At 63.1% G+C, this 16,242-nt stretch carries 17 protein-coding genes; 8 read left to right on the forward strand and 9 right to left on the reverse strand.

Going from position 1 to position 16,242, the window contains the following annotated elements; all coding sequences use genetic code 11:
* The coding region (locus tag JWR89_RS15965; RefSeq protein WP_299717816.1) for a MarR family transcriptional regulator at positions 1-455 on the reverse strand (455 nt) is incomplete at its 3' end.
* Positions 456-615: 160 nt separating this feature from the next.
* Between JWR89_RS15965 and JWR89_RS15970 the strand changes: the two genes are divergently transcribed.
* The 8 genes from JWR89_RS15970 to JWR89_RS16005 all read left to right on the forward strand — a co-directional run bounded on the left by JWR89_RS15970 (position 616) and on the right by JWR89_RS16005 (position 8,100).
* Positions 616-1,041 carry an organic hydroperoxide resistance protein gene (locus tag JWR89_RS15970; protein WP_299717818.1) on the forward strand — a complete coding sequence of 142 codons (426 nt, stop codon included), beginning with the start codon at positions 616-618 and terminating at the stop codon, positions 1,039-1,041.
* A gap of 158 nt (positions 1,042-1,199) precedes the next feature.
* The gene (locus JWR89_RS15975; protein WP_299717820.1) at positions 1,200-2,408 is read left to right on the forward strand and encodes a CaiB/BaiF CoA-transferase family protein; all 1,209 of its coding nucleotides are present in this window, start codon (positions 1,200-1,202) and stop codon (positions 2,406-2,408) included.
* Between the two features lie 256 nt (positions 2,409-2,664).
* Complete coding sequence (ugpB, locus tag JWR89_RS15980) at positions 2,665-3,981, forward strand: sn-glycerol-3-phosphate ABC transporter substrate-binding protein UgpB (RefSeq protein ID WP_299717821.1); 1,317 nt, start codon at positions 2,665-2,667, stop codon at positions 3,979-3,981.
* Between the two features lie 121 nt (positions 3,982-4,102).
* Positions 4,103-4,984: a sn-glycerol-3-phosphate ABC transporter permease UgpA gene (ugpA, locus tag JWR89_RS15985; protein WP_299717823.1), complete on the forward strand. Its 882-nt coding sequence runs from the start codon at positions 4,103-4,105 to the stop codon at positions 4,982-4,984.
* A gap of 208 nt (positions 4,985-5,192) precedes the next feature.
* The gene (gene ugpE, locus JWR89_RS15990; protein ID WP_299717825.1) at positions 5,193-6,041 is read left to right on the forward strand and encodes a sn-glycerol-3-phosphate ABC transporter permease UgpE; all 849 of its coding nucleotides are present in this window, start codon (positions 5,193-5,195) and stop codon (positions 6,039-6,041) included.
* 7 nt (positions 6,042-6,048) lie between these two features.
* Positions 6,049-7,143: a sn-glycerol-3-phosphate import ATP-binding protein UgpC gene (locus JWR89_RS15995; RefSeq protein WP_299717827.1), complete on the forward strand. Its 1,095-nt coding sequence runs from the start codon at positions 6,049-6,051 to the stop codon at positions 7,141-7,143.
* 159 nt (positions 7,144-7,302) lie between these two features.
* Positions 7,303-7,728 carry an Hsp20 family protein gene (locus JWR89_RS16000; RefSeq protein WP_299717829.1) on the forward strand — a complete coding sequence of 142 codons (426 nt, stop codon included), beginning with the start codon at positions 7,303-7,305 and terminating at the stop codon, positions 7,726-7,728.
* Positions 7,729-7,833: 105 nt separating this feature from the next.
* Positions 7,834-8,100, forward strand: coding sequence for a DUF1150 domain-containing protein (locus JWR89_RS16005; protein ID WP_299717831.1), 267 nt, complete (start codon positions 7,834-7,836; stop codon positions 8,098-8,100).
* Between the two features lie 338 nt (positions 8,101-8,438).
* Here the strand turns inward: JWR89_RS16005 and ptsN are convergent, their stop codons facing one another.
* From ptsN to JWR89_RS16045, 8 genes are all read right to left on the reverse strand, one after another.
* A complete protein-coding gene (gene ptsN, locus JWR89_RS16010) occupies positions 8,439-8,900 on the reverse strand; it encodes a PTS IIA-like nitrogen regulatory protein PtsN (protein ID WP_299717833.1) in 462 nt (153 codons plus the stop codon).
* Positions 8,901-9,132: 232 nt separating this feature from the next.
* Positions 9,133-9,741, reverse strand: a complete 609-nt coding sequence (gene raiA, locus JWR89_RS16015) for a ribosome-associated translation inhibitor RaiA (RefSeq protein WP_299717876.1) — start codon at positions 9,739-9,741, stop codon at positions 9,133-9,135.
* 60 nt (positions 9,742-9,801) lie between these two features.
* Positions 9,802-11,460: an RNA polymerase factor sigma-54 gene (gene rpoN / locus JWR89_RS16020; RefSeq protein WP_299717835.1), complete on the reverse strand. Its 1,659-nt coding sequence runs from the start codon at positions 11,458-11,460 to the stop codon at positions 9,802-9,804.
* 90 nt (positions 11,461-11,550) lie between these two features.
* Entirely contained in the window at positions 11,551-12,543 is a 993-nt protein-coding gene (gene lptB / locus JWR89_RS16025; protein WP_299717837.1) for an LPS export ABC transporter ATP-binding protein, read from the reverse strand.
* Between the two features lie 192 nt (positions 12,544-12,735).
* Positions 12,736-13,404 carry an LptA/OstA family protein gene (locus JWR89_RS16030; protein WP_299717839.1) on the reverse strand — a complete coding sequence of 223 codons (669 nt, stop codon included), beginning with the start codon at positions 13,402-13,404 and terminating at the stop codon, positions 12,736-12,738.
* Positions 13,405-13,412: 8 nt separating this feature from the next.
* Positions 13,413-14,159 carry an LPS export ABC transporter periplasmic protein LptC gene (lptC, locus tag JWR89_RS16035; RefSeq protein ID WP_299717841.1) on the reverse strand — a complete coding sequence of 249 codons (747 nt, stop codon included), beginning with the start codon at positions 14,157-14,159 and terminating at the stop codon, positions 13,413-13,415.
* Between the two features lie 150 nt (positions 14,160-14,309).
* Positions 14,310-14,924: a ribonuclease D gene (locus JWR89_RS16040; protein ID WP_299717843.1), complete on the reverse strand. Its 615-nt coding sequence runs from the start codon at positions 14,922-14,924 to the stop codon at positions 14,310-14,312.
* A 109-nt stretch (positions 14,925-15,033) separates the two neighbouring features.
* Positions 15,034-16,197 (reverse strand): mandelate racemase/muconate lactonizing enzyme family protein, encoded by a 1,164-nt coding sequence (locus JWR89_RS16045; protein WP_299717844.1) that lies wholly within the window; start codon positions 16,195-16,197, stop codon positions 15,034-15,036.
* Between the last annotated feature and the right edge of the window lie 45 nt (positions 16,198-16,242).

Here is a 16,242-nt window from a genome sequence, read left to right on the forward strand (position 1 = left end):
TCCCCCAACGCCGCGTTCAGTCTGTCCCTTAGCGCCACCAGCTCGTTCTTCATCGACACCAGTTCACCGACCGAACAGGCCGAGGCCGCCAGCACGCCTTGCGGCACGGTCTTCGCCTTCTCGCGCAGCGCGTGGCCTTGCGGCGTCAGCGCGATCAGCACCTGCCGCTCGTCTTCCGCGCTGCGGGTACGGCGAATCAGCCCGGCGGTCTCGATGCGCTTCAGCAGCGGCGTCAGCGTGCCCGAATCCAGGAACAGCCGCTGGCCTACTTCCTTGACGGGGATGTCATCGCGCTCCCACAGCACCAGCATCACCAGATATTGCGGATAGGTCAGCCCCAGCCGCTCCAGCAACGGCTTGTAGATGCGGTTGAAGGCGTGCGCGGTGGAATACACCGCGAAACAGATCTGGTTTTCGAGCTTCAGCGGCGGATACGCCACGGACTTCCTTGCCATCACACTCTCCGGATCTGATGCGTCGTCCTGCCAATCTGGCCCCTCGCCGCCTCACAATCAATTGAGCACAACTAAATTGCGGCGTCGATATTTCTCATTGTGCACAATCTAATTGTACGCAATAAAGACTACGTTGAATTCAAAACAAGGAGCAACGCCCATGTCCGTCAACGTCCTCTACAAGACCAGCGCCAAGGCCACCGGCGGCCGCGATGGCCACGCCGCCACCCTCGACGGCGCGCTCGACGTCAAACTCGCCACACCCAAGGAATTGGGCGGCGCCGGCGGCGAAGGCAACAACCCCGAGCAACTGTTCGCCGCGGGTTACGCCGCCTGCTTCATCGGCGCGATGAAGTTCGTCGCATCGCAGGGCGGACCGAAGGTACCGGCGGACGTCGCGGTGACCGCGACCGTCGGCATCGGCCCGCGTTCGGCCGGGGGATTCGGTCTGGATGTCGAACTCGCGGTGTCGTTGCCGGGCCTTGCCAAGGCCGATGCCGAGGCGCTGGTGGAGAAGGCACACCAGATCTGCCCGTATTCCAATGCCACCCGCGGCAATATCGACGTTCGCTCCGTGATCGCCTGACGGATCGGCTTTGCGACAGGCCCGCCAGCATCTGGCGGGCCTGCGCGCTGCGCCAGACAGGCTGCCTTCGAAATCGCATGGCAGCCTGAATTTGCGAAGACGCGCTTTGGATGGTTTATGTGTCGGACGACCAACGACAAAAGAACCAGAAACGCCTCATGATCCCCAATATTGCTCCCGGCGCTATCGCCGGCTTGCGCGTGATCGACCTGTCGCGCGTCCTCGGTGGCCCCTACTGCACGCAGATTCTCGCCGACCACGGCGCCGACGTCGTCAAGGTCGAGCCGCCGGCCGGCGACGAGACCCGCGACTGGGGCCCTCCGTTCCACGACGACGACGCGGCATATTTCATCGGCACCAATCGCAACAAGCGTTCGATCGGCCTCGACCTCGCCTCGGATGCGGGCCGCGTCGTGCTGATGCGCATGCTCGAAGACGCCGACGTGATGATCGAGAACTTCAAGCCCGGCACCCTCGACAAATGGGGTATCGGCAATGACGTGCTGCGCGCGAAATTCCCGAAACTGATCCATTGCCGAATCTCCGGCTTCGGCGGCGATGGCCCGCATGGCGGCCATCCCGGCTACGACGCCGTGATTCAGTCGATGGTCGGCCTGATGGCCGCCACCGGCATGCCGGATAGCGGCCCCACCCGCATCGGCGTCGCCCTGGTCGACATGTCGACCGGGCTCTACGCCTGCGTCGGCATTCTGATGGCGCTGGCGGAACGCGCCAAATCGGGGCTCGGCCAGTTCGTGGAGGCGACCCTGTACGAGACCGGCCTCGCCATCATGCATCCGCACACCGCCAACTACTTCATGAATGGCGGCAAGCCGCCGGCGCGGACCGGCAACGAGCATCCCAACCTATATCCCTACGCGGTGTTCGCGGCGCGCGACGGCGACATCTTCGTGGGAGTCGGCAACGACGCCACCTATCGCAAGTTATGCAAGGAACTCGGAAAACCGGAGCTAGGCACGGATCCCCGCTTTGCCCGCAACCGCGACCGCGTCGTCAACCGAGACGAGTTGCGCGCCGAGCTGGAGGCGATACTCACGCAAGAAGACGGCGAGCCGCTGTGCCGACGCCTGCTCGCGGCCGGCCTTCCCGCCGGTCCTGTGCAGTCGATCGACAAGGCGCTCGCCAACCCGCACACCCTCGCGCGCGGCGATATCATCGAGAAGGACTGGTACAAGGGCGTCGCTTCACCGGTCCGTTTCGACCGCACCAAGGCCAGCTTGCGCCGCGTGCCGCCAAAATTCAGCGAGCATGCGACCGAGGTGCTCGAGGAGTTCGGCTATTCCGCCGATGAGATCAGCGATCTCGTCGCCAAGGGCACCGTGAGCGGCCCGGAACGGAAGCGCTAGGTTCGGCTGCCCCGGACTCAGTGCACCAGGCCGCGCCAGCGGCGGGGTGCACTGCTGACCAGCGGCCATTCTAGGCGCCGGTGTGCGCAACGGCCCCGGCTCTGCGGAGCAGCGTGAAGAACGCTGCACCGCGTCCGGGACAAGCAAGTATGTCCACGCTTCCCCCGTCGCATCCGCTCGACTATACGGTCATTAGTACGTCATCCGGCGCTGCTAACGCGCACCAACGACGATGACGGCCACCGGGAGACTTTGAATGTTTCGACGACACCTCTGCCTTGCCTCGCTGCTTGCCTCGACCCTCGTACTGGCCTCACCCGCCTATGCCGTCACCGAGATCCAGTGGTGGCACGCCATGACCGGCGGCAACAACGAGGTGGTGGTCAAGCTGGCTGAGGAGTTCAACGCCTCGCAAAGCGACTACAAGGTCGTGCCGGCCTACAAGGGCAGCTATCCCGACACCATGAACGCCGGCATCGCCGCGTTCCGCGCCGGCAACGCACCGCACATCATGCAGGTGTTCGAAGTCGGCACCGCCACCATGATGTCCGCCACCGGCGCGGTGAAGCCGGTCTACAAGCTGATGGAAGAAGCCGGCGAGAAGTTCGACTCGAAGGCCTATCTGCCGGCAATCACCGGCTACTACTCGACCTCGAAGGGCGAGATGCTGTCGTTCCCGTTCAACTCGTCCTCGATGGTGATGTGGATCAACAAGGACGCGCTGAAGAAGGCCAACATCGCCGAAATTCCGAAGACGTGGCCGGAAGTGTTCGAGGACGCCAAGAAGCTGAAGGCGGCGGGCTATGCGACCTGCGGTTTCTCCACCGCGTGGGTGACCTGGGCCAATCTCGAGCAGCTGTCGTCGTGGCACAACCAGCCGCTGGCCTCCAAGGCCAATGGCCTCGACGGCTTCGATACCGTGCTGGAATTCAACGGCCCGCTGCAGATCAAGCATCTCGAAACCCTGATCGAGCTGCAGAAGGACAAGACCTACGACTACTCCGGCCGCACCAATTCGTCGGAAGGCCGCTTCACCTCCGGCGAATGCCCGATCTTCCTGACCTCGTCGGGCTTCTTCGGCCAGGTCAAGGGCGCCGCCAAGTTCGACTGGACCAACGCGCCGATGCCGTATTATCCGGATGTCGCCGGCGCCCCGCAGAACTCGATCATCGGCGGCGCCTCGCTGTGGGTGATGGGCGGCAAGAAGCCCGACGAATACAAGGGCGTCGCCAAATTCCTCACCTTCCTGTCCGACACCGACCGCCAGGTCGCGATCCACAAGGCGTCGGGCTATCTGCCGATCACCAAGGCGGCCTATGCCAAAGCCAAGGAACAGGGCTTCTACAAGGATGCGCCGTATCTGGAGACGCCGCTGCTGGAGCTGACCAACAAGGAGCCGACCGAGAACTCGCGCGGCCTGCGGCTCGGCAACATGGTGCAGCTGCGCGACATCTGGGCGGAAGAGATCGAGACCGCGCTGGCCGGCAAGAAGACCGCCAAGCAGGCGCTGGACACCGCCGTGCAGCGCGGCAACGCGGTGCTGCGGCAGTTCGAGAAGACGGTGAGCAAGTAATCGGGTGGAACGCGTCAACCTCCAAGCCACTCCAGCCGATCCCTTCCCCCCTTCGGGGGGAGGGTTAGGGAGAGGGGGAGCCACAGGCGACGGCGCTTGTGGCGCGGGGGCGCGCTAACCCATGCAAAAGCAATCCACCTTCCGCTCGCCAGTGCTGCCGTTCCTGCTGCTGACGCCGCAGGTCGCGGTGGTGCTGCTGTTCTTCTACTGGCCGGCGGCGCAGGCGGTGTGGCAATCGTTCCTGCTGCAGGACGCGTTCGGGCTCTCCACCACCTTCATCTGGTTCGAGAACTACGCGGAGTTGCTAACCCAGCCGGAATATTATGAAGCCGTGCTGCGCACCTTCATCTTCTCCGCGGCCATCGCCGGCTCCTCGCTGTCGTTCGCCTTGCTGCTCGCCGTGATGGCCGACAAGCCCCTGCGCGGATCGGGCCTGTATCGCACGCTGCTGATCTGGCCCTATGCGGTCGCGCCCGCTGTCGCCGGCGTGCTGTGGATCTTCATGCTGCATCCGTCGCTCGGCGTGCTCGCGCGGGGCTTGCGCGGCATGGGAATCGACTGGAATCCGCAGCTCAACGGCGACCATGCGGTAACGCTGATCGTGCTGGCCGCGGCATGGAAGCAGATCTCCTACAACTTTCTGTTCTTCCTCGCCGGCCTGCAGGCGATCCCGAAAAGCGTGCTGGAAGCCGCTGCCATCGACGGCGCCAAGCCGATGCGGCGATTCTGGACCGTCACCTTCCCGCTGCTGACGCCGACCATCTTCTTCCTGATCGTCGTCAACATCGTCTACGCCTTCTTCGACACCTTTGGGATCATCGACGCGATGACGGGCGGCGGGCCTGCCAAGGCCACCGAAACCCTGGTCTACAAGGTCTATCTCGATGGGTTGCTCGGCGGCAATCTCGGTTCGTCCGCGGCGCAATCGGTGATGCTGATGGTGATCGTGGTGGCGCTGACCGCGATCCAGTTCCGCTATGTCGAACGCAAGGTGACGTATTGATGGTGATGTTCACTATGGCTGCGCCACGCCACTTCCTTCCCTCTCCCCTTGTGGGAGAGGGTGACCGCGCGTCAGCGCGGACGGGTGAGGGGTGCGGCGCGCTCCGTAAAGGCCCCCTCATCCGTCACGGCCTTCGGCCGCGCCACCTTCTCCCACCTAGCGAAGCTTCGCTTCGCGCGGGGGAGAAGGAAGGAAGAGGGCTCCGCCGATGGTAGAAGCTCAGGGTTTCCGGCGCTTCGTCGCGCACTTCATTCTGTGGATCGGCATCGCCATCGTGGCGTTTCCGGTCTATCTCGCTTTTGTCGCGTCCACCCAGGATGCTGCCTCGATCGCCAACGGCCAGATGTCGCTGCTGCCCGGCAGCCATTTGATCGAGAACTACACCAAGACGATCTTCGTCGGTTCTTCCGGCTCGACCCGCGAACCGGTCGGCGTGATGCTGTTTAACTCGCTGGTGATGGCGCTGGCCATCGCGATCGGCAAGATCGCGATCTCGATCCTGTCGGCCTACTCCATCGTGTACTTCCGCTTTCCGTTCCGGATGGCGATCTTCTGGATGATCTTCATCACCTTGATGCTCCCGGTCGAGGTGCGGATCTATCCGACCTACAAGATCGCCGCCGACTTCGGCATGCTCGACAGCTACGCCGGCCTGACGCTGCCGCTGATCGCCTCGGCCACCGCGACGCTGTTGTTCCGGCAGTTCTTCATGACGGTGCCGGATGAATTGCTGGAGGCCTCGCGCCTCGACGGCGCCGGACCGCTTCGATTTTTCTGGGATACGCTGCTGCCGCTGTCGCGCACCAACATGGCGGCGTTGTTCGTGATCCTGTTCATCTATGGCTGGAATCAGTATCTCTGGCCGCTGTTGATCACCACGCGCGACGACATGCAGACCGTCGTGATCGGCATCCGCAAGATGATCACCACCACCGACGCGCTGACGGAATGGCCGATCGTGATGTGCACCGCCGTGCTGGCGATGCTGCCGCCGGTGGCCGTGGTGATCCTGATGCAGCGACTGTTCGTGCGCGGCCTGGTCGAGACCGAGAAGTAGGAATCCGATGTCGAACGTCTCCCTGCGTAACGTGCGAAAGACCTATCCCGGCGGCTTCGAGGCCATCAAGGGCATCGATTTCGAGATTCCCGATGGCCAGTTCTGCGTGCTGGTCGGCCCCTCCGGCTGCGGCAAGTCGACCCTGCTGCGCATGGTTGCCGGGCTGGAGACCGTCACCTCGGGCGAGATCGATATCGGCGGCCGTGTCGTCAACGAGGTCGAGCCGGCCGACCGCGACATCGCCATGGTGTTCCAGAACTACGCGCTCTATCCGCACATGACCGTCTACAACAACATGGCCTATGGCCTGCGCAACCGCGGCATGCCGAAGCCCGAGATCGATACCCGCGTCCGCGAAGCCGCGCAGATCCTCGAGATCACGACCATGCTCGACCGCAAGCCGCGGCAGCTATCCGGCGGCCAGCGCCAGCGCGTCGCCATGGGCCGCGCCATCGTGCGGCAGCCGAAAGTGTTCCTGTTCGACGAGCCGCTGTCCAATCTTGACGCCAAGCTGCGCGTCGCGATGCGGGTCGAGATTCGAAAACTGCAGCGCCGGCTCAAGACCACCTCGATCTACGTCACCCACGACCAATTGGAAGCGATGACGCTGGCCGATATCTTGGTGGTGATGAATGGCGGTCAGGTCGAGCAGATCGGCAATCCGCTGGAGATCTACCGCAAGCCGGCCACGACCTTTGTCGCCTCCTTCATCGGCGCACCGCCGATGAACCTGATACCGCTCGACGGCGGCGAGATCGCCGCGCAATTCGCCGGCGACAGCCGCAGCGTCGCGGCCGCGGGGGTTCTGGGGGTGCGGCCGGAGGATCTGCTGATCTCCACCGATGCGACCGCTACCGGTGGCATCGCGCTGGACCTGACCGTGGAAGCGATCGAGCGGGTCGGCCCGGAAACCTTCGTCTATGGCTCCCGCGAGGGCGCCCACGGCGTCAGCGTCAATCCCGGCGAACTGCCCCCGGGGGAGGTCATTGTCCGGATTCCCGGCCAGATCGCCCCGGCGATCGGCGAACGGATCCGGGCCATCGCGCCGCGCGACAAATTGCACCTGTTCAGCGCCGATGGCCGGGCGCGGATCGATATCTGATCCGCTTCAAGGCGTTACATACCCAATTCAGGCAATTTACGGGTGCTTGAACCCGGTAAAGCCATGCCCATATTGTTGAATGACCGGTGGGTATTCCGCCGGTCGAGGGCGCCGTAAGGGCCCTGATACCCAAAGTCGCTTCGAGAGGGCTTTGTATTTATGTCTCGTGTTCCTTCGTTATCCAGTCCGTTCCTTTTGGGATTCGACGAGATTGAGCGTGCGCTCGATCGCGTGGTGAAAGGCGCCGACGGTTACCCTCCCTACAACATCGAGCGGTGCGACCGTAACAGCGGTCAGCCCGAACGCCTGCGCATCACGCTGGCGGTCGCGGGGTTCACCCGTGATCAACTCGATGTGACCACCGAGGAGAACCAGCTCGTCATTCGGGGCCGCCAGCAGGACGACAAGGCCCGGCAGTACATCCATCGCGGCATCGCCGCGCGGCACTTCCAGCGCACGTTCGTGCTGGCCGAAGGGATGCTGGTGCTGGGTGCGGATTTGAAGAATGGGCTGTTGTCCGTCGATCTGGCCAGGCCGGAGCCTGAAAGGGTCGTTAAGACAATCGCTATCAATGAGCATGAATAATGCATGGACCCGAAAAGACGGAATCCGGATTTTCGGCCAGGTCATGCATCTGAATGGAACTAGTAGCGGACTCGACCGCTTGGTCTAACAGAAGGAGTCGAGACCATGAGTGAAGTTGGAGTTGTGTACGAAACCGCAAGCGTGACCACCGAAGCGCTGGCGCATCTGGGCGACGGTTTGATCGCTTATGTGAAGCAGATCCGTTCCGAAGACGTGCCGGGGCTATTCCCGCAGGCACCGCGCATCGCGCCGGGACTGAAGCTGTTCGCGCTGCATGCCGCCGATGGCACGCCGATCATGCTGACCGACAGCCGGGAAGCGGCGATCGCGAATGCATGGAGCCAGGAATTGCAGGCGGTCAGCGTTCACTAACGCTGACATTGGTTGCAGAAGAAGTTGCGATACGCGGGCCATCCCGCGTATTTGCATGTCAGCCCCTTTCGTGGTGCTTCGACCGCACGAACGACTGACGGGGTGGCGCTTATTTGATCCGCCGTCGATTGTCGCAAGCGCTGGTTGCGGTCCATTGAGACAGCTATTCCGGCAGCTCAGAGACTCGCATCCAAAACATCGATCGGCTCATCGGATCCTGTACCAGCGCCGGATTCGATCGTTGCCGTGCCGGCACAACCGGATCTGGTGACGCAACATTCACCATGCTTCAAAAAACTCAATTCAATTAAGCCTCGGGCCGCGCACTCCACGCGTCGTCAGGCCGCGGTGGCCGGCGGCAGGGCCAGTACGGAATAGATCGCATGGGCGTCTCGGGAGGCCCGCAGCTTCTTGGCGACGTCCTGGTCACGCAGCAGGCGGGCGATGCGCGCCAGCGCCTTGAGGTGGTCGGCGCCGGCGCCTTCCGGGGCCAGCAGCAGAAACACCAGATCCACCGGCTGGCCGTCCATCGCTTCGAAATCGATCGGACGCTCGAGCCGGGCGAACAGCCCAAACAATTTGTCGAGCTTCGGGAGCTTGCCGTGCGGGATCGCGACGCCGTAGCCGACCGCGGTGGTGCCGAGCTTTTCCCGCTGCAGCAGCACTTCGAAAATGGCCTTGTCGCTTTGCCCGGTGATGGCGGCGGCACGCGCAGCAAGCTCCTGCAGCGCCTGCTTCTTGCTGTTGACTTTCAACGCCGCGAGGATCGCCTCGGGCGCGACCAGATCGGTAATCGTCATGGACCGTTCCGAGGATGTTCGACGGGCAGCGGGTGAAGTAGGAGATCAGAACCGGCAGCGTCAATAAGGACAAAGGTTGAAGGCACGACATCCTCGCTGTCAGAAACGCACCGGGCGCGAACGTCCGGACGTACTCTAGCACCGGAACCGGCCCATGCGAAATCCATCAACCGGCCAAAAACCCGTCAAAGGCGGCGGACCATAGGTTCGGCCTAACGGGGCGTCAATGCCGTCAGGAGGGTTTAACCACCGGCGGATCGACCCAGCCCACATTACCATCTGCACGGCGGTAAACGATATTCACCCGACCGCTGCTACCATGCTGGAATACCACCACGGCGGCGCCCGTGAAATCCAGTTCCATCACCGCCTCGCTCACCGAGAAACGCTTTAGCGAGGTGGTCGCCTCCGCGATGATTACCGGATCGTAGCCGGTTTCGTCGTGCTCATCTTCGCCTGCCGGGGCTTCGATGACATAGGAGGGCGCGTTGATAGTGGGTGCTGTCAGTTCGGCAATCGCCACCGCTTCGGCATGGGCCTTGCGCGCCGAGCGATCCTTCAGCCGGCTCTTGTAGCGGCGCAGTCGCTTCTCGATTTGGATCAGCGCCTGATCGGCGCTCGCATAGGCATCGGCGGCATTGGAGTCGGCTTCAAGTGTAATTCCGGAATCCAGATGCAGCGCACAATCGGTGCGGAAGCCGAAGCCATCCTTGCTCAGGGTGATGTGGCCGGAATAGTTGCCATCGAAATATTTTCGCAAGACTTCGTCGGTTCGCTCACTGACGCGACCGCGCAAGGCGTCGCCGACATTGATGCTTTTTCCCGAGATGCGGAGGGTCATGTTGATGCCTCGATTCGTCTTGAGTTGAACCGACAGTATCCCGATTTGGCGGGAGCGCAATCAAGCTGGTGCGATGTCGCGGGACCTGTCGGAGGTGGCGGGCGCTGTGAGTGCATTGCCGAGCATGCTCTGCTTGTCGCGACGGCGCTGCACCGATGACGGAATCCGCATGGCCTCGCGGTATTTCGCCACGGTACGGCGCGCAATATCAATACCCGCCTCGCGCAGACGTTCCACAATGGTATCATCGGAAAGGATGACTGCGGGGTTTTCGCCGTCGATCAATTGTTTGATATGATGCCGCACCGCTTCCGCGGAATGCGCTTCGCCGCCATCGGCGGAAGCGATCGAGGCGGTAAAGAAGTATTTCAATTCAAAACTGCCGCGATTGGTCGCCATGTATTTGTTGGCGGTGACGCGCGACACCGTGGATTCATGCATCTGGATCGCGTCGGCGACGGCCTTCAGATTGAGCGGCCGCAGATGCGCGACGCCCTGCGTGAAGAAGCCGTCCTGCTGGCGCACGATCTCGGTCGCCACTTTCAGGATCGTGCGGGCGCGCTGGTCCAGCGCGCGCACCAGCCACGTGGCGTTCTGCAGGCAATCGGTGAAATAGGATTTGTCGCCGTCCTTGCGGATCGTCTTCGATAGCTCGGAATAATAGACTTGGTTGACCAGCACGCGCGGCAAGGTGTCGCTGTTGAGTTCGACGTGCCAACCACCATCCGGGCCCGGCCGCACATAGACATCCGGCACCACGGTCTGCGTACGCGCCGAGCCATATTTCAAACCGGGCTTCGGATCGAGCCGGCGAATTTCACCTATCATGTCGGCGAGATCCTCGTCATCGACGCCGCAGATCTTGCGCAGGTTACCGATGTCGCGCTTGGCAAGCAAATGGAGGTGTTCGACCAGCGCCTGCATCGCGGGATCGTAGCGGTTCTGTTCGCGCAACTGGATGGCCAAGCACTCGCTCAGACTGCGCGCACAGACCCCAGGCGGATCGAACTTCTGCAGCACCGAGACTACCGTCTCCACATCCTGTGCGGAGGCGCCAAGACGCTCGCCCACGCCGCCGAGGTCGGGCGGCAGGTAGCCCGCCTCGTCCACGAGGTCGATCAGGTATTGCCCGATCATGCGCAGCGCCGGCGAGGCGAACGCCACCGACAACTGCTCGGCAAGATGGCTGCCCAGGGTGATTTCCGCGGCCACAAAGGCTTCGAGGTTGTAACTGTCGTCGCTGGAGGCGCCGCCGCCCCATTCCGTGTAGGAGGTCGGCGCGGCATCCTGCGCGTTGCGGGCCGCGGCTTCCGAGGGCTCCTCGGAGAACACGTTTTCGAGGCCGGTATCGAGGGTCTGTTCGATCTCGGCGCGGCTGCCGAGTTCCCGGTTCATCCACTCGTCGGGCGCCGGAGCGTCGAAATGATCGCCGCCGGCGCGGTCGGAAAAGTCGCTGCCATCCTGCCCGGAGACGAAGCCGGCGTCATCCTGGGCGGCGTGGTCGGTGTATTCGGCACGCTCCGCCGCGGCCTCGCCGGCCACCGCCGGCTCGCTGCCATCGCTGGCGCGCTCCAGCAGCGGATTGCGCTCCAGTTCATCTTCCACAAAGGTCGACAGGTCGAGATTGGACAGCTGCAGCAGCTTGATGGCCTGCATCAGCTGCGGCGTCATCACCAGTGACTGGGATTGACGGAACTCTAGTCTCTGCGTCAGCGCCATAGCGGCAAAAACCGATCCAAAAGTTGGTCCGTTTCTTGCTTATATCTTTCTTCGGCTGATGTACACGGCTTGACGAATTGTAATTTTGGGCTAGAGGCGGAATTCCTCGCCGAGATACAGGCGACGGACATCCGGGTTGGCAACGATCTCTTCGGGAGACCCCTCGGTCAAGATTTCGCCAGCATAGACGATGTAAGCGCGGTCTGTCAGCCCCAGCGTTTCGCGGACGTTATGGTCGGTGATCAGCACGCCGATGCCGCGATTGGTGAGGTGGCGGACGAGGTCCTGGATGTCGCCCACGGCGATGGGATCGATGCCGGCGAAGGGTTCGTCGAGCAGCATGTAATTCGGCCGCGTCGCCAGCGCTCGCGCAATTTCGACGCGGCGGCGTTCGCCGCCGGACAGCGCGATCGACGGTGACTTGCGCAGTTTCTGGATATTGAACTCGTCGAGCAGCGAATTCAGCTCGTGCTCGCGCTTCTTCTTGTTGGGTTCCACCACTTCCAGCACCGCGCGAATGTTCTGCTCGACGGTGAGGCCGCGGAAAATTGAGGCTTCCTGCGGCAGATAGCCGATGCCGAGCCGGGCGCGCTGATACATCGGCAGCTTGGTGACGTCGTGGCCATCAAGCTCGATGGCGCCGCGATCGGCCTTGATCAGGCCGGTGATCATGTAGAATACGGTGGTCTTGCCGGCGCCGTTGGGACCGAGCAGGCCGACCGCTTCGCCGCGCCGCACATAGATGCTGACGCCACGGACAACCTGGCGGGAGCCGAAACTCTTTTCCACGCTATGCACAGCCAGGTAGCCGGCGCGGTTGGCGAGTTTTGGCGCGGCACCGTTGGCCTTCGCGCGCGGCTGCGGTTTTTCCGCGCGGCGCGGCGCTTCGGCGCGTGGCTGCGGCACGGGCTGCGCGGAATCGATCGGGATGGCGCGGGACATCGGCGGAGCATCGCGCACGGGAGTGCTGAGCATGTCGCCCATGCTGTCGCCAAGGGCGGTGATATCGACCGGCGAGCGCGCAAACCCCTGCTGACCGCGTTTCGGGGCGCGCCGACGGAACATTCCGAGGAGATCAACCATGCGCACGCTCAGCCCCGGCCGTCGCCAGCGCAAATGCCGCGGTTGTTTTGTTTCGCCAGATCAACATGGAGCAGTCTAGGTCCCTTGCCGGCGCAACGCCGGGCCGTCATCAGTTCGATATAACCATGGCGACATCGAGTTGCACGGTGCGATTCAACCGTCGCGCCGATCGTAAACGGCAAATCTTTGCAATTACTTAGGTTTTCCGGGCGCCGGTGCCGCGCCGATGGCCGGTGCGCCCTGCCCCGACGACTGGAACAGGCCCTGGACCCGCCCGCTGTCTGATTCCACCCGCGAGGTTCCGCTGGTCATGTCCACAACGAGGCGGTCGCCACGCAGTACATTCTTGCCTTGGGTCAGCACCACGCCACCGAGCATGGTGACGAGGTTGGTCTTGGTGTCGAACACCGCGGTTTCGCCGGTCACGACCTGGTCCTTCTGGGTCACCACCACGCTACCGCGGGCTTCCAGCCGCCGGATCGACGAGGAACCGCCGGGACCGGGCTGCGCCGCCTTGATCGGGGTCTTCGGCGCGGCCTTGGCAGAGGGCGTGCCCGCCGCCGGCGCCGCCGAACCGCCGCCGTCGTAGAACACCACCAGGGTCTTCGACTTCATGGTCGTGTCGCCCTGCACCACCTTCACGTCGCCGGAGAAGGTGGCTTCCTTCTTCTTGTCGCGCATTTCCAGCGAGGCGGCCTCGATCTGGATCGGCTGGTCGCGGTTCTGCGAAAAGCCCTGCATCGCATTCGGTACGCCCTGCACGGCGCTCTGCGCTACGGCATCCGTGGCAGCCATCGTCCATGCGGCCAAAGCGGCGCCGGCGAGTTGGTGCGTCCAGAAACGACGTCGGTCGGGGGTCATCATCACATTCATTTCGCGTTGGCACGCTTGCCGTTGGTAGCCTTGGCCCGGACAGCAGGTTCGGGCGGCGTTTCAGGTTCCGGCGCCGGCTGGGCGGCAGGATCTGGCGGCGGTGGCGGATCCATCAGCATCACCACGCCGCCTTCGAACCGGACCACTTCGCCGTGCTCGGTGATCCTCATCCGTTGGCCCTTGAGGGTGCCATTGAGCAGCTTGACGTCGACCGGTTCGTCGGAATCGACGTTGCCCTTGGCGATGTCGATCACGGCCTGGGTCATCCGGGCTTCATAGCCGCTCGTGGTCTGCAGGAAGATGTCCTTGTAGAGGTGGAGCAACTGGGTCTTGGAATTGAATAGGCCGGTTCGCGCATCCATGGTCATGGTCGATTTGTCTTCCATCATCACCTTGGCGCGCAAGGTGCCGAGTTCGACGTTATCCGGATCGGTAAGGTCCTGGGTCGCGGTCTTGGCCCATAATTCGTAGGGGCGCCCGTCGGGCGAGAAACCCGCCAGATGCGGCGTCTCCATGGTGATCTTGGTGCCCGAGACCACCAGGTTACCCATGTCGATCGGCAGTCGCGCCAAAATCATGCGGAACGGGTTGAAGATCGAGACGCCGATGATCATGGCCATCGACAGCACCACCACCGCCGGCACGGCGATCCGCAGCAGCCGCACGAGCCGGGAGTGGCGCGCTGCGGCTGCGAACCGCACGTCCATGCCGGCTTGATAGGTCGGGATCTGAACCGAATTCACCGCTGCTCCAACGCGCCGGGCCGCACCTGCGCCATCCTACGCTGAAATGCGCAGGTTTTGCAGCCGTCCCCACCAGAACGATCAGTGTGACCGAAACGCGGCGGCCGGCGGCGGCGAGCTGCTTCAGAACGTCACTTCAGCGCATCGCGCTTAAGAATGCGCGAAAATGTCCTCATTTTCCCAGCCGGACAGATCGAGTTTGGCCCGGGTCGGCAAGAACTCGAAGCAGGCCTGCGCCAGTTCGGTGCGGTTCTCGCGCGCGAGCATGACATTCAGGCGCTCGCGCAGCCCATGCAGATGCAACACGTCGGAAGCGGCATAGGCCAATTGGGCGTCGCTGAGCTTGGCCGATCCCCAGTCGCTGGACTGCTGCTGCTTGGACAGATCGACGTTCAGCACCTCGCGAACGAGGTCCTTGAGGCCGTGGCGGTCGGTATAGGTGCGGCACAGCCGGGAGGCGATCTTGGTGCAATAGACCGGGGACGGCATCACGCCGAGCGCATTGTACAGCGCCGCCAGATCGAAGCGGGCGAAATGGAAGATTTTTGTGACCTTGGGGTCGCCAAGCAGCTTCTTCAGGTTTGGCGCATCGGTATGGCCGACCGGAATCTGCACCACGTCGGCGCTGCCGTCACCCGGCGACAGCTGCACCACGCAGAGCCGGTCGCGGTGCGGATTGAGCCCCATGGTCTCGGTGTCGATCGCCACCGAATCGGTATAGCGGCTCAAATCCGGCAAATCGCCGCGATGCAGGCGGATGGTCATGGTATCGGCAACCTCTTCGTGGCCACGATTCGTGGGTTTCGAATGCGTTTTAGCGCCGATTGCCGGGGGTGACGAGGGCCGCTTTTGCCCTCTTGTCGCTAGCCCGTATTTACTCCGCCAGTTCGCGCATCACCTTGATCAGGTCCGACTTGCCCTCGAAACCGATGCCCGGCAGATCCGGCATGGTGATATGGCCGTCGATCACCTTCACGCTGTCGGGGAAGCCGCCATAGGGCTGGAACAGGTCGGGATAGCTCTCATTGCCGCCGAGCCCCAGCCCCGCCGCGATGTTGAGCGACATCTGGTGCCCGCCATGCGGGATGCAGCGCGACGGCGACCAGCCGAACTGCTCGAGCACGTCGAGGGTGCGCAGATACTCAACTAGGCCGTAGGATAGCGCGCAGTCGAACTGCAGCCAGTCGCGGTCCGGCCGCATGCCGCCGTAGCGCAGCAAGTTGCGGGCGTCCTGATGCGAGAACAGGTTTTCGCCGGTGGCCATCGGCCCGGGATAGAATTCGCTCAGCGATGCCTGCAGTGCATAATCGAGGGGATCGCCGACTTCCTCATACCAGAACAGTGGATAGTCGCGCAGCATCTTGGCGTAGGCGATGGCGGTCTCCAGATCGAGCCGGCCGTTGGCGTCGACCGCGAGGCGGGCTTCCGAGCCTATCTCCTTCAGCACCGCCTCGATACGCCGGCGGTCCTCGTCGATGGTTGCGCCGCCGATTTTCATCTTCACGACGTTGTAGCCGCGATTGAGATAGCTGCGCATCTCTGCCTGCAGCGCGCTGTCGTCCTTGCCGGGATAGTAGTAGCCGCCGGCGGCATAGACGAAGACGCGCGGATCGGCGTCGCGGCCCTTGCTCTCGGCCAGCATGCGAAATAGCGGCTTGCCCGCAATCTTCGCCGTGGCGTCCCAGATCGCCATATCCAGCGTGCCGACCGCGACCGAGCGCTCGCCGTGGCCGCCGGGCTTCTCGTTCGACATCATCGCCGCCCAGATGCGGTGCGGATCGAGATTGTCGCCGTTGTCGTTGAGAAGGGTCTTCGGTTCGGCTTCGAGAATGCGATTGCGAAAGCGCTCGCGAATCAGGCCGCCCTGGCCGTAGCGGCCGTTGGAATTGAAACCGTAGCCGACCACGCGGCGACCGTCCTTCACCACGTCGGTGATAACCGCCACGAGGCTGGTCGTCATCTTCGAAAAATCGATATAGGCGTTGCGGATCGGCGAAGCGATCGGCTGGGTGATTTCGCAGACGTCGACGATGCGCATGGCATTTCCCTTCGGGTTGTTGGCGCAGGCTTACGTCTGGACGCT

It is taken from the genome of Tardiphaga sp. (assembly GCF_028290785.1).
GTDB lineage: Bacteria > Pseudomonadota > Alphaproteobacteria > Rhizobiales > Xanthobacteraceae > Tardiphaga.